Below are 12,768 nucleotides of genomic sequence, written 5' to 3'. Positions count from 1 at the left end.
GAATGATCGGTTGCCCGCCAGGATCCGCCGCGACGGATTTGATAGCGGACAACGTCTCGCGCTCGCTTCCCGGAAAAGACACGATCCCGGGCAGCGCTTATAGTTCGAGGGTCTCCACGACATCAATCCAGCCATGTTCTGCCGCTACGTCCCAGCCATTCAGCCAGCGGCGCAACATATTCAGCGCCATCATCGCGCACACTTCCTGGCGGATAACCAGGCTATGACGATTACTGGCCATTTTGAGACGTACCCCATAGCCGCCCTGCGGAGTCACCAGCGCCAGGTTGAGATGTTCTTCCACCATCCCGCCCGCCGCCAGCGCAAACTCGCACGCCTTCGCCCGCGCCAGCGACTGGCCGCGGCGCAGCGTCTCCTCCAGCGTTTCCGACACGGTCGCCAGCACTTCGCCAGTCACCAGCGGCGCGTCAGCGCGGCTGAGCTGGAGCGCCAGCAGCCCGGCGGTAAACTGTTCGCTGGTCACTAACTTAGCGTCCCTGACGCGCAGTTGCTGCGCCAGCCAGCCCGGAAGCCCTATGGTTCCCTCAAACACGGTACTCTGGCCGGCCACCGCGCGAACCTCCTGCCACAGCGCTTCCATCTGCTGGCGTTGGCTGGCCGGCCCGGTCAGTTTCAGTTCGATTATTGGCATCGAAGAGCGATACCCCATCACCACCCCTTCCGGCAGTTGCAGGTGACTCAGGCAATGGGCTAAATCGCTTTCTGAACGGCCAAAGGTGGTCAGGCGCAAACAGAGCGGCGGTTCAGGCAATGCCAGGCGCTCCCGCAGGCGCGGCATAATTTGCTGATCCACCATCGCTTTGAACTCGGAAGGCACCCCGGGAGTAAAGAACATCAGGCACCGGTTGAGCTGGAGCACAAATCCGCAGGCGGTCCCCACCGGGTTATCAACAATCCCGGCGCTGGCGGGAATCTCCGCCTGTTTGCGATTGCTGGGGGCCATCACCCTGCCGCGTTCGGCGAAGAAACGCTCCATTTGCGCCAGCCACTCCTGATGCAGGATCAGTTCCTCGCCTTTGGCGGTCGCCGCGGCCAGCGCGCTGAGATCGTCGCTGGTAGGCCCCAGTCCGCCGTTGACGATCAGCACATCCGCCTGTCGGCTGCGCTCCTGCAATATAGCGACTAAATCGTCCAGGTTATCGCCAACGGTATTGCGCCGCGTCAGAGGTAGCCCCTGGCTGAATAGATAATCCGCCAGCCAGGCGGCATTGGTATCGACAATCTGTCCATGCAACACTTCATCGCCCGTGGACAGCATTTCCACTTTTATCATCATGTTACTCCGTGGCAAGGGAAGCGATAACTATAGCGCAGGGACCAACGGGGGGAAATGGCGCGACAGCGCGCGCCATGAACAGCTATCAGAAGCTGGCGCGAACCCCGACATAAGGGCCATCCGCCACGGCGTTATCACGCCTGCCGTCTTTGCCCGCCAGGTTGATATAACGGTAACCGGCCTCCACACTCACCGGGCGCAGAATGGTGTAGCGCGCCCCGGCGCTGGCCTCCTGATAGTCCTGAACGCCGCTGGACAGCGAGTCCGGGGAGTAATAGTAATCGCCGAAAACCGCAAAACTGTCGGTAACCGGCCATTTCAGCCCGCCACCGACCGCCACGGCATAACCGTCATTAGCGCTCTTCGGATTCAGATACAGCCCCTTGCCGCCAACAGTCGCCAACAGTGGCCCGAGCGGCAGGTTCAACCCCAGCCCCAGTCCCGCTATCTCGCCATCATCATCGTTATGGGCCCAGCTACCGCTCAGCGCCAGCCCCGGAGATTCAGTGCCAAATCCCACGCCAATCCGGGTGTACTCTTTACCAGCTTCTCCGCTGATATCCAGCGCGCTGGCGCTGGCAGAAACCAACATTAATCCGGCGATTCCGGCCACAAAAGAACATTTCATTGTCATAGACCCTGATAAATAGTGAAAAAAGCCATGCAAAACGTGCGTAATTTTAACCTGTTCCGCGCCAGGAGGATTATATTTGAAACGAATTTTAGCTAATTGTTTGTAACCAAATAATAAACATTCCGGGGGTACAACAGGCTTCGGGTATGGCAGTGATAGAAATTGTCAAATTGCTCCTGCCTGCTGCGTAGATGAGAATCCCCAAAGAAGATTTCCGTAGTGATCAGGAAATAGTGATAAGCAACGTTAACCGCTCCCAAGGAGACGATGATGAGCAAGAAAGGATTAACCACTGGCGCAGGCGCTCCGGTCCCTGATAATAACAATGTCGCGACCGCCGGTCCGCGTGGGCCGATGTTATTACAGGATGTCTGGTTCCTTGAAAAACTCGCCCACTTTGACCGCGAAGTGATCCCCGAGCGTCGTATGCACGCCAAAGGCTCCGGCGCTTACGGCACCTTTACTGTGACCCACGACATTACTCGTTACACCCGGGCAAAAATCTTCTCTGAAATTGGCAAGAAAACAGAACTGTTTATTCGCTTTTCTACCGTAGCCGGCGAACGCGGCGCGGCGGACGCCGAGCGCGATATCCGCGGTTTTTCGATGAAATTTTATACCGAAGAGGGCAACTGGGACCTGGTGGGCAACAACACCCCGGTGTTCTACCTGCGCGACCCGCTCAAATTCCCCGATCTGAACCATGTTGTGAAACGCGATCCGCGCACTAACCTGCGCAACGCCACTTACAAGTGGGACTTCTTCTCTCATCTGCCGGAATCCCTGCACCAGTTAACCATCGATTTCAGCGACCGCGGCCTGCCGCGCTCTTACCGTATGATGCACGGCTTCGGTAGCCATACGTTCAGCTTTATCAGCAGCAATAACGAGCGCTTCTGGGTGAAATTCCACCTCAAAACCCAGCAGGGGATCAACAACCTGATGGACGACGAAGCGGCGAATATCATTGCCCACGACCGCGAAAGCTCGCAGCGCGATCTGTTCGACGCTATCGAAAAAGGCGACTTCCCGCGCTGGAAATTCTACGTGCAGATCATGCCGGAAGCGGACGCCTCTAAAGTGCCGTACAACCCGTTCGATCTCACCAAAGTGTGGCCCCATGCCGACTACCCGCTGATTGAAGTCGGCGAACTGGAGTTGAACCGCAACCCGGATAACTACTTCTCTGAAGTAGAGCAGGTGGCGATGTCGCCGGCAAACGTAGTGCCGGGGATCGGTTTCTCGCCGGACAAAATGCTGCAGGGGCGCCTGTTCTCCTACGGCGATGCCCACCGCTATCGTCTGGGCGTTAACCACCATCAGATCCCGGTTAACGCGCCGCGCTGCCCGTTCCATAACTACCACCGCGACGGCGCCATGCGCATTGACGGCAACAGCGGTAACGGCGCCACCTATGAGCCGAACAGTTTCGGCGTCTTCCAGGAGCAGCCGGATTTCAGCGAACCGCCGTTGACTATCGAAGGGGCCGCCGACCACTGGAATCATCGCGAAGACGACGACTACTTCAGCCAGCCGCGCAAACTGTTTGAACTGCTGAGCGCAGAGGAGCATCAGCGCATGTTCCAGCGCATCGCCGGGGATATGCAGGATGTGCCGGAATTCATTCAGGAACGCCAGATTAGCCTGTTCAACCAGGTGCATCCGGAATACGGTGCCGGCGTCGCCGCCGCCCTCAGGGCCCTGAAAAAAGGCTGATAGCGACCAGACCCGGGAACCCGCTTTCCGGGTCTGAACCGCACGTTGATGCGGGAGACCATTTTCCCGCATCGTCTCTTCTTTCCTCCCCCTTAGCCTCCCCCTTTCTGTTACAGTAGTGCCCTGTTTCTTTCAGGGAGTGGCGCTATGCAACGTCGGGTAATTGTCTGTCCGTTAATTGAAAATCAGGGTCAGTATCTGCTGTGTAAAATGGCCGATGACCGGGGCGTCTTTCCCGGCCAGTGGGCGCTGTCCGGCGGCGGCGTTGAACCAGGCGAACGGATTGAAGAGGCGCTGCGCCGCGAAATTCGCGAAGAGCTGGGCCCGCAGTTAGCGCTGACCCGCATCACGCCATGGACCTTCAGCGACGATATCCGCACCAAGACCTGGCCGGACGGCACCCGCAAAGAGGTGTATATGATCTACCTGATTTTCGACTGCACCAGCGCCAACCGCGACATTGTATTGAACGACGAGTTTCAGGATTACGCCTGGGTCAGCCCTGGCGATCTGAAAAACTATGATTTAAATGCCGCGACCCGTCAGACCCTGACGCTGAAGGGCCTGCTGTAGCCGCCAGGGCAAATCGCACCCGAACCAGCAACCCGCCAAGAGCCGCGCTTTTCAGTAGCTCGGGCCGGGTGTCGTGCCAGGCGGCAATATCGCGCACCAGCGCCAGACCAAGGCCGGCGCCGGAATGCGCCGCGGCATTCTCCAGCCGGTGAAAGGGCTGTAGCGCCTGGTGAACCATCCCGGCGTCGATACCCGGCCCGCTGTCTTCGACCTCCAGGACGGCCTGCTGCGCATCACATGTCACCCGAATCGTCACCTCGCCGCCGTGCGGGGTATATTTCAGGGCATTATCCAGCAGATTGGCGCACAGTTCCCCGAGCAGAACGTCATCCCCCGGCACCCACACCGCCTGCTGCTCCCCTTCATAACCGTGATCGATCTCCTTACTGCGCGCCATCGCAAGACGCGAAAAACAGCATGTCCGGGCGATCGCCGCCAGATCGCAGCGCGTAAATCGCCGTTCATCTCCCGGCTCCGGCTGACGCAGGCGCGAAAGCAGCAGCAGCCGTTCCGTTACCTGAATCGTGTTATCCAGGGTGGCGCGCATCCCCAGCAGACTCTCGCGCCAGCGCTGCGGATCATCGCTGGCCAGCGCGACCGATACCTGGGTTTTCAGTACCGCCAGCGGCGTCTTAAGCTGGTGAGAAGCATCGGCGCTGAAGCGCGCCTGGCGGGCAATCATGCCGCGCAACCGATCGATATAGCGGTTAAAAGCCACGATTAACAGCCGGGTTTCCGACCATGGCAGCAGTTCCGGCAGCGGCGTAAGCAGCGCCGGATCGCGCCGAACCATAATCGCCGACAGTTGGCGCATCGGCGTCAGCACCCGACGCAGCAGCCATGCCACCAGAATCAGCGCCAGCAGCACCAGAACCCCCTGGGTAAACAGCGATGAGAACAGCAGATTCCAGGCCAACAGACGCCGGGATTGCAGGGTTTCGGCCACATAGATCTCCGCCATACCGAACACGCCGCCTTCATTGACCGGCTGCAACAGCCGCGTTACGCGAATGGCCTGGCCGCGATAACGGGTGTGATAAAACCACGCCAGCGCCGGATAGAGCGTGGTGCGCGATGTTGCCGGCGGCATCGCCGGCAGATCGTCATAACCGGAAATCACCCGCCCGTCGGGATCGAGCACTTTGTAATACAGACGATCGTTCATATTCAGCTCAAAACTGTCCAGAACGATCCACGGAACGCTGGCTTCCAGATGCCCATTGTGCGCCGTCAGCCGCTCAGCCACCGTACGGGCGGACGACAGCAGCGTGCGATCGTAAGCCTGCGTCGCCGCCTGCAGCGCGCTGACATAGCTGTTAAATGCCGACAGCCCCCACAGCAGCGCCAGCGGCAGGCCGAGGAACAGCAACAACTGCGCAAACAGCGACTGCGGTTTACGCCACTTCATCGCTGCATTCCAGCATATACCCCAGGCCGCGCAGCGTGGTAATGCGCACATTGCTATGCTGGAGTTTCTTGCGCAGCCGGTGAATATACAGCTCAATGCTCTCCTGGCTGACCTCATCGCTGAGGCTAAAAACCTGCTCAAACAGCTGCTGGCGGGACACCGGACGGCGGCGGCGGTACATCAGTACCGTCAGCAAAGAACATTCCCGCGGCGTCAGAGCGAGATTTTTTTCCCTCAGCCGAAAATAGCCCTCGTCCAGCAGTTCCAGATCCCCCAGGCGGCTGGTCTCATGAAGCTGCCCCTCGCTGCGCCGTAACAGGGCGCGCAGCCGGGCATCCAGTTCTTCGGGATCGAAAGGTTTCGGCAGATAATCATCAGCCCCGACATTCAGCCCTTTTACCCGTTCGGCCACCGTGCTGCGGGCGCTGAGCAGCAGTACCGGCAGCGTCTGCCCGCGCCGCCGTAGCCGCTGCACCACTTCCAGGCCATCAAGGCCGGGCATGCCGATATCCAGCACCGCCAGCGCGTAACTTTCACTCTGCAGCAAATGGTCCGCCCCCAGCCCATCAAACACGCAGTCAACGGCAAAACCGCTTTGCACCAGCGCTTTTTCCAGCCAGTGAGCCAGCTCACGATTATCTTCCGCTAATAGGAGACGCATATCACATCCTGGCAACTTTCCGTGGCCTTGAAAGGAAAATGAAAGGTTACTGTTTTAACAATCACGCAACGAAACCGCTACAGCGTACTTCACATAATCACAATGATAAATCTTTTTTCCCTGTTAGTTATCGTTCCGGCGTGAGGATTATTTATGAAAAAACAACTCATTAGCACCATTACCCTCGCTTCACTGTTGTGTGGATCGTTCTCAGTGGCGGCAGCGGAAGCCCCGGCGCGTACTGAATGTATCGCCCCCGCCAAACCGGGCGGCGGCTTCGATCTGACCTGCAAATTGATTCAGGTCAGCCTGCTGGAGACCGGCGCCATCGAGAAACCGATGCGCGTCACCTATATGCCCGGCGGCGTCGGGGCGGTGGCCTACAACGCGATTGTCGCCCAGCGCCCCGGCGAACCCGGCACCGTGGTGGCCTTTTCCGGCGGCTCGCTGCTCAATCTCTCCCAGGGCAAATTCGGGCGCTACGGCGTTGACGATGTGCGCTGGCTGGCCAGTGTCGGTACCGATTACGGCATGATCGCCGTACGCGCCGATGCGCCGTGGAAGACCCTGAAAGATCTGCTGAGCGCACTGGAAAAAGATCCCAACAGCGTGGTGTTTGGCGCCGGCGCCTCAATCGGTAGCCAGGACTGGATGAAAACCGCGTTACTGGTTCAGAAGGCCGGCGTTGACCCTCACAAAATGCGTTATGTGGCTTTTGAAGGTGGCGGCGAACCGGTCACCGCGCTGATGGGTAATCACGTCCAGGCGGTCTCCGGCGATCTCAGTGAAATGGTACCGTGGCTGGAAGGCAATAAACTGCGGGTGCTGGCGGTGTTCGCGGAAAATCGCCTGCCCGGCGCGCTGGCGCAAGTCCCTACCGCCCGGGAGCAGGGCTACGACCTGGTCTGGCCGATTATTCGCGGCTTTTATGTCGGCCCGAAAGTCAGCGATGCCGATTATCAGTGGTGGGTGGATACCTTTACCCGACTCCAGCAGACCGACGAGTTCAAAAAGCAACGCTCTCTGCGCGGGCTGTTTGAATTCAATCTGAACGGCAAAGCGCTGGATGAGTATGTCAAAGCCCAGGTTAACGACTATCGCGAAAAAGCGAAGGCGTTCGGACTGGCGAAATAGCGGAGACTGACCATGAGCGATCGTATTTTTGCCGCGATCTGGCTGACCCTGTGCCTGGCAGGGCTGGTGGTCGCCTGGCACATTAACAGCGAATACAGCTACGAACCGGTTGGGCCGCGCCCCTTTCCGCTAGGAATCATCGGCCTGATGCTGTTCTGCGCCCTGGCCCTGCTACTGCGTCATCCCGACCGCGTGGAGTGGCCGCAACAGCGCATTCTCCTGCGTTTACTGATCATGGTGGTGGTGCTGGTGGCTTACGCCCTCAGTTTTGAATGGCTGGGATTTCCGCTGGCCACCGCCCTGCTCACCGCGGTGTTCGGTCTGCTGTTCGGCGCGACGCTACCAGCGGCGCTGATTTCCGGCGCGGTGCTGGGTGCCGCTCTGTGGTACGCCTTTGATCGGCTGCTGGATGTCACCCTGCCGCTCGGCGCCTGGCTCAGTTAACGGAGAACGCTATGGATACCTGGATCTACCTTTCACAGGGTTTTGCGGTGGCGATGACCCCGGAGAATCTGGTCATTGCGCTGATCGGCTGCTTTGTCGGCACTATTGTCGGGCTGCTGCCCGGGCTGGGTCCGATTAACGGCGTGGCGATCCTGCTGCCGCTGGCATTCGCGCTGCATCTGCCGGCGGAATCGGCGCTGATCCTGCTGGCCACGGTGTATATCGGCTGTGAATACGGCGGACGTATTTCGTCGATTCTGCTCAATGTGCCGGGAGACGCGGCGGCGATCATGACGGCGCTGGACGGCTATCCGATGGCCCGCCAGGGACGCGGCGGGGTGGCGCTGTCGATCTCCGCCGTCAGTTCATTCTGCGGTTCCACCATCGCCATTTTAGGCATTATCCTGTTCGCCCCGGCGCTGGCCCAGTGGTCGCTGACTTTCGGCCCGGCGGAGTACTTTGCCCTGATGGTGTTCGCCATTGCCTGCCTCGGCAGCATGATGGCGCAGAATCCCCTGAAGTCGTTCCTGTCAGCGCTGATCGGACTGGGGCTGGCTACTGTCGGCGTCGACGCCAATACCGGCGTTTACCGCTTCACCTTTGATAACGTGCATCTCTCCGACGGTATTCAGTTTATTGTGGTGGTCATCGGCCTGTTCTCGGTTTCGGAAATCCTGCTGATGCTGGAAAGCACCAGCAGCGGCCAGACTCTGGTGCGGAAAACCGGGCGGATGCTGTTTAACGCCAGAGAGGCCGCCCAGTGTGCTGGCGCCACCCTGAGATCGTCGGTTATCGGCTTCTTTGTCGGTATTCTGCCGGGGGCCGGCGCCACCATCGCCAGCGCCATCACCTACATGACGGAGAAAAAAATCAGCGGCAACAGCGACAGCTTTGGTAAAGGCGATATTCGCGGCGTCGCCGCGCCGGAAGCGGCCAATAACGCCTCCGCCTGCGGATCGTTTATTCCGATGCTCACCCTCGGCGTTCCCGGATCCGGCACCACGGCGGTGATGATGGGCGCCCTGACCCTGTATAACATTACGCCGGGACCGACCATGTTCACCGAGCAGCCGGATATTGTCTGGGGGCTGATCGCCGCACTGTTGATCGCCAACGTGATGCTGCTGGTAATGAATATCCCGCTGATCGGCCTGTTTACCCGCATGCTGACCATTCCTTTGTGGTTTCTGGTGCCGGTCATCGCCGCTGTTTCCGCCGTCGGGGTTTATGCGGTACACAGCACCACCTTCGATCTGGTGCTGATGGTGGGCCTCGGGGTGTTAGGCTACATTTTGCGTAAAATGCATTTTCCGATGTCGCCGCTGATCCTCGGCTTTGTGCTCGGAGAGATGCTGGAGCAGAACCTGCGCCGGGCGCTGTCGATCAGCAACGGCGAGCTGGCGATCCTGTGGGGCAGCGGCGTGGCGAAGGGTTTGCTGTTGATGGCGGTGCTGGTCATTGTGATGCCGCCGCTGGTGAAATTGTGGCGCAAACGCCGCCAGAAACCGCTGCCGGAGGCCGGTTAACATAAAGACGGGGCATATGCGCCCCGTCTGACGATTAACCAGGGAGGAAATGCGTGATTTTTCCTCCCTTATCATTCTCAACACAACTCAATACATTGATTTTATTTATTTTTATTGGCCGATATCAACCGGTCCACGACTGATATGAGGCTTGTCAGCCATCTCCCGAAGCGCCCGGCTCATTATTTCTGTTCCGCGACCCAGAGACTCAGCGCCCGGCGGGAAATTTTAATCCCCCCTTCCCGGAGGCTGTCCGGCAGCCGGTACCAGCGCACGGGCTGCTGGAAGCGCGCCACCCGCCCTGCCAGCCAGCCCGGCAGCGCCGCCAGCAGCGCGTCGTCGGCGCACTCGACGATAGCCACCGGCCGCTGACCAAATTCCGCATCGGCGATCGGTACCACAAACGCCTGACGTACCTCCGGATGGGCGGCAATCACCCGCTCCACTTCCTCCGGCTGTATCCCCTCACCGCCGCTGAAAAACAGATTATCTTTACGGCCCAGCACCGTCAGACGTCCGTCGCGCATCTCGCCGCGGTCGCGGGTGGCGAACCAGCCCTGCTCATTGACCAGCGGCGTCAGTACTCCCTGGCGCCAGTAGCCGCTGGCGAGGCTGGCTGATTTAATCCAGATCTCGCCATCGACGATGCGCACTTCCCGACCGGGCAACGGCGCGCCGACGTCCGCCAGGCCATCGGCCCGTTTGGCGCACACCGTGGAGGCCAGTTCGGTCAGGCCATAGCCGCACCAGCAATGGATACCGCGCGCTTGCGCAGCCTGCGTCAGCGCCACCGGAATCGCCGCGCCGCCCAGCAGCACCGATTTCAGCGCCAGATGCGCTGCGCTGCCGTTTAACAGCCGCCAGAGCTGCGTCGGCACCAGCGAGGCGTGGGTACAGCCCGCCAGCGCCTGATCCAACGGGTGCATATCACGCACCACCAGCTGCGCCCCGGCCAACAGCCAGCGCCACAGAATCCCCTGACCAGAGACATGAAACAGCGGCAGCGACAATAGCCAGCTGTCGTGATGCGCCAGCGGGATCATCGCCAGTACTCCCTGGGCGCTGGCCAGATGCGCCGCCGCACTGTGGACCGCCGCCTTCGGCAGCCCGGTGGAACCAGAAGTCAGGGTCATGGAAACCAGGCGCTCCGCGCGCCATTCCACCGCGGCATCAACCGCCGCGTCCGCCGGCGCGTAAACCAGCGGCGCAACATCAGGCAAAGGAGAGGCGTTGAGCGCCAGCCCGAAATGCAGCGATAAATCCGCCAGCAGCGACGACAATAGCGCATCCGGTAACTGTGGATTGAGCGGCAGAACCCGCGCGCCGCACTGTAACAGCGCCAGCCAGCTCAGCAGGGCCTGCGGGCTATTCTTCGACCGCAGCGCTACCCCCTGTCCCTCGCTAACGCCCTGGGCGGCAAACCCGGCCGCCAGACGATCCACCTGTTGGCACAGGGTGTGCCAGTCCAGATTGTCATCCGCCAGGCGCAGCGCTGTCTCGCCGCCGCGCAGATGGCGCCAGTGGCGCCACGGCCAGTCAGCAAACGTCATAACAGCCTGTCCATCTCATCGGTTCCCCACAGCGGCAGAGAACTGTCCGGCCACGGGCGCAGCAGTTGCGCCTGCATCAGCGAGAGGGTATCAAGGCCCGGCACCACACCCGGCGTGAGCCAGGCGGCGATACGCGCCAGTTGCGTCAGGCCGAGGCTGGATTCGATTGAAGAGCTAATCACCGCCGTCATCCCCAGACGCTGCGCTTCGGCCACCTGCTCGCGGACGGTTTGCAGGTTCCCGGTGAGGGTGGGTTTAATCACCACCGCCCGCACCTCCGGCAGAGACTCCAGCACAAATCCCGGTTCGCGGACGGTTTCATCCCAGGCGATGGCAATCGCGGTTTCCCGGGCAAACTCCAGCGACTGTTCCGGCGTTTTGCAGGGTTCTTCAAGGAAGGCGATACGCGGGCGATATTGCGGGTTAAGGTATTTAGCGAACTGCCGGGCTTTCAGCGGCGTCCAGCTCCGGTTGGCGTCAAGGCGAAGAGTGAGGTCGGGAATCGCTTCCAGCAGCAGATTGGCCACCATACCGTCGCGCACCGCTTCATACAGGCCCACTTTGATTTTGGCGACTTTTTCGCCGGGCATGGCCTGCAGCGCGGCGAACAGTTCATCAGGATCGCCGCTGCACAGCGGCGCGGCGCGGTAATCAGCCGCCTGGGGCAGCGTGTCCTGTAGCTCCGCCAGCGCACAGCTAACGCCGAAGGCTACTGACGGCTGCTGTGCCGCCAGCGGCGAATCGCCGTCGCGCCAGGCTTCGCACCAGCGCAGCAGTTCATCGAGGGCATCCTCCACTGACTCAGCGCTAAACCCCGGCAACGGAGCGATTTCCCCCCAGCCCCGGCGTTCGCCCTCGGCCAGGCACAGGATCAGCCCATCGCGCACTTTCAGACGCCTGTCGCGCAGCACTACGCCGGCATCCATTGGCAGCTGATAGCGCCAGATTTGCACGCTGCGCATTACGGATTCCGTTTGAATTTACTGAAATCAGGCTGGCGTTTCTGATTAAACGCGTTGCGCCCTTCCTGACCTTCTTCAGTCATATAGAACAACATGGTGGCGTTGCCGGCCAGCTCCTGGAGGCCCGCCTGCCCGTCGCAGTCGGCGTTCAGCGCCGCTTTCAGGCAGCGCAGCGCCATCGGGCTGTTCTGCAGCATTTCGCGACACCAGCGCACAGTCTCTTTTTCGAGATCCCCCAGCGGCACCACGGTATTCACCAGCCCCATATCCAGCGCCTGCTGCGCGTCATACTGGCGGCACAGGAACCAGATCTCGCGGGCTTTTTTCTGGCCGACGATACGCGCCATATAGGAAGCGCCCCAGCCGCCGTCAAAGGAGCCCACTTTCGGGCCGGTCTGGCCGAAGATGGCGTTTTCCGCCGCAATGGTCAGATCGCACATCATGTGCAATACGTGGCCGCCGCCAATCGAGTAGCCGGCCACCATCGCCACCACCGGTTTCGGGCAAGTACGGATCTGGCGCTGGAAATCCAGCACATTCAGGTGATGGACCCCGGAGTCATCTTTATAACCGCCGTAATCGCCGCGGATTTTCTGATCGCCGCCGGCGCAGAACGCTTTGTCTCCTGCGCCGGTCAGGATAATAACGCCAATATTGTCGTCATAACGGGCATCGGCCAGGGCGTTAATCATCTCTTTCACGGTCAGCGGCCGAAACGCGTTACGTACTTCGGGACGATTGATGGTAATTTTCGCAATACCATCGCTGGATTTTTGGTAGCGAATATCCGTGTAACCTTCGGAGCAATCGTGCCATTCCACCGGGGCGTAAAGCAGTTGTTCATCTGGGTAGATCATGGTTGG

12 protein-coding genes are annotated in these 12,768 nt (G+C 60.2%); 5 read left to right on the top strand and 7 right to left on the bottom strand.

The genetic code is table 11. The features are described from left to right. Positions 1-97: 97 nt before the first annotated feature. Positions 98-1,294: a nicotinamide mononucleotide deamidase-related protein YfaY gene (locus tag AQ981_RS16285; RefSeq protein ID WP_058912797.1), complete on the bottom strand. Its 1,197-nt coding sequence runs from the start codon at positions 1,292-1,294 to the stop codon at positions 98-100. An 88-nt stretch (positions 1,295-1,382) separates the two neighbouring features. Continuing rightward, positions 1,383-1,925, bottom strand: a complete 543-nt coding sequence (locus AQ981_RS16280) for a YfaZ family outer membrane protein (protein ID WP_058912796.1) — start codon at positions 1,923-1,925, stop codon at positions 1,383-1,385. Positions 1,926-2,198: 273 nt separating this feature from the next. On the opposite strand from AQ981_RS16280, the gene katA reads away from it, so the two are divergent. Together katA and nudI are read left to right on the top strand one after the other, a co-directional pair. After that, positions 2,199-3,647: a catalase KatA gene (gene katA, locus AQ981_RS16275; protein WP_420809765.1), complete on the top strand. Its 1,449-nt coding sequence runs from the start codon at positions 2,199-2,201 to the stop codon at positions 3,645-3,647. Between the two features lie 147 nt (positions 3,648-3,794). After that, on the top strand, positions 3,795-4,220 hold the full coding sequence (nudI, locus tag AQ981_RS16270; RefSeq protein WP_058912794.1) for a nucleoside triphosphatase NudI: 426 nt from the start codon (positions 3,795-3,797) through the stop codon (positions 4,218-4,220). Here the strand turns inward: nudI and AQ981_RS16265 are convergent. Further along, complete coding sequence (locus AQ981_RS16265; RefSeq protein ID WP_058912793.1) at positions 4,144-5,628, bottom strand: sensor histidine kinase; 1,485 nt, start codon at positions 5,626-5,628, stop codon at positions 4,144-4,146. The two genes, nudI and AQ981_RS16265, sit on opposite strands and share 77 nt — an antisense overlap. Beyond that, positions 5,615-6,289: a transcriptional regulator TctD gene (tctD, locus tag AQ981_RS16260; protein ID WP_058912792.1), complete on the bottom strand. Its 675-nt coding sequence runs from the start codon at positions 6,287-6,289 to the stop codon at positions 5,615-5,617. Before tctD ends, AQ981_RS16265 begins: the two co-directional genes overlap by 14 nt. A 153-nt stretch (positions 6,290-6,442) precedes the next feature. On the opposite strand from tctD, the gene AQ981_RS16255 reads away from it, so the two are divergent. The 3 genes from AQ981_RS16255 to AQ981_RS16245 are packed head-to-tail and all read left to right on the top strand — an operon-like array spanning position 6,443 to position 9,393. After that, on the top strand, positions 6,443-7,423 hold the full coding sequence (locus AQ981_RS16255; RefSeq protein WP_058912791.1) for a Bug family tripartite tricarboxylate transporter substrate binding protein: 981 nt from the start codon (positions 6,443-6,445) through the stop codon (positions 7,421-7,423). Between the two features lie 12 nt (positions 7,424-7,435). After that, positions 7,436-7,867 (top strand): tripartite tricarboxylate transporter TctB family protein, encoded by a 432-nt coding sequence (locus tag AQ981_RS16250; protein ID WP_058912790.1) that lies wholly within the window; start codon positions 7,436-7,438, stop codon positions 7,865-7,867. An 11-nt stretch (positions 7,868-7,878) separates the two neighbouring features. Next, positions 7,879-9,393 carry a tripartite tricarboxylate transporter permease gene (locus AQ981_RS16245; RefSeq protein WP_058912789.1) on the top strand — a complete coding sequence of 505 codons (1,515 nt, stop codon included), beginning with the start codon at positions 7,879-7,881 and terminating at the stop codon, positions 9,391-9,393. A 182-nt stretch (positions 9,394-9,575) separates the two neighbouring features. Here the strand turns inward: AQ981_RS16245 and menE are convergent, their stop codons facing one another. From menE to menB, 3 genes are read right to left on the bottom strand one after another with little or no spacing between them, the layout of a single operon-like run. Then, complete coding sequence (gene menE / locus AQ981_RS16240; protein WP_058912788.1) at positions 9,576-10,943, bottom strand: o-succinylbenzoate--CoA ligase; 1,368 nt, start codon at positions 10,941-10,943, stop codon at positions 9,576-9,578. Continuing rightward, entirely contained in the window at positions 10,940-11,905 is a 966-nt protein-coding gene (gene menC / locus AQ981_RS16235; RefSeq protein ID WP_058912787.1) for an o-succinylbenzoate synthase, read from the bottom strand. The genes menE and menC overlap by 4 nt, the downstream gene beginning before the upstream one ends. After that, positions 11,905-12,762, bottom strand: a complete 858-nt coding sequence (gene menB, locus AQ981_RS16230; RefSeq protein ID WP_058912786.1) for a 1,4-dihydroxy-2-naphthoyl-CoA synthase — start codon at positions 12,760-12,762, stop codon at positions 11,905-11,907. The genes menC and menB overlap by 1 nt, the downstream gene beginning before the upstream one ends. Between the last annotated feature and the right edge of the window lie 6 nt (positions 12,763-12,768).

The organism is Entomohabitans teleogrylli (assembly GCF_001484765.1).
Lineage (GTDB): Bacteria > Pseudomonadota > Gammaproteobacteria > Enterobacterales > Enterobacteriaceae > Entomohabitans > Entomohabitans teleogrylli.
This window is presented reverse-complemented; position numbering and strand designations above follow the sequence as displayed.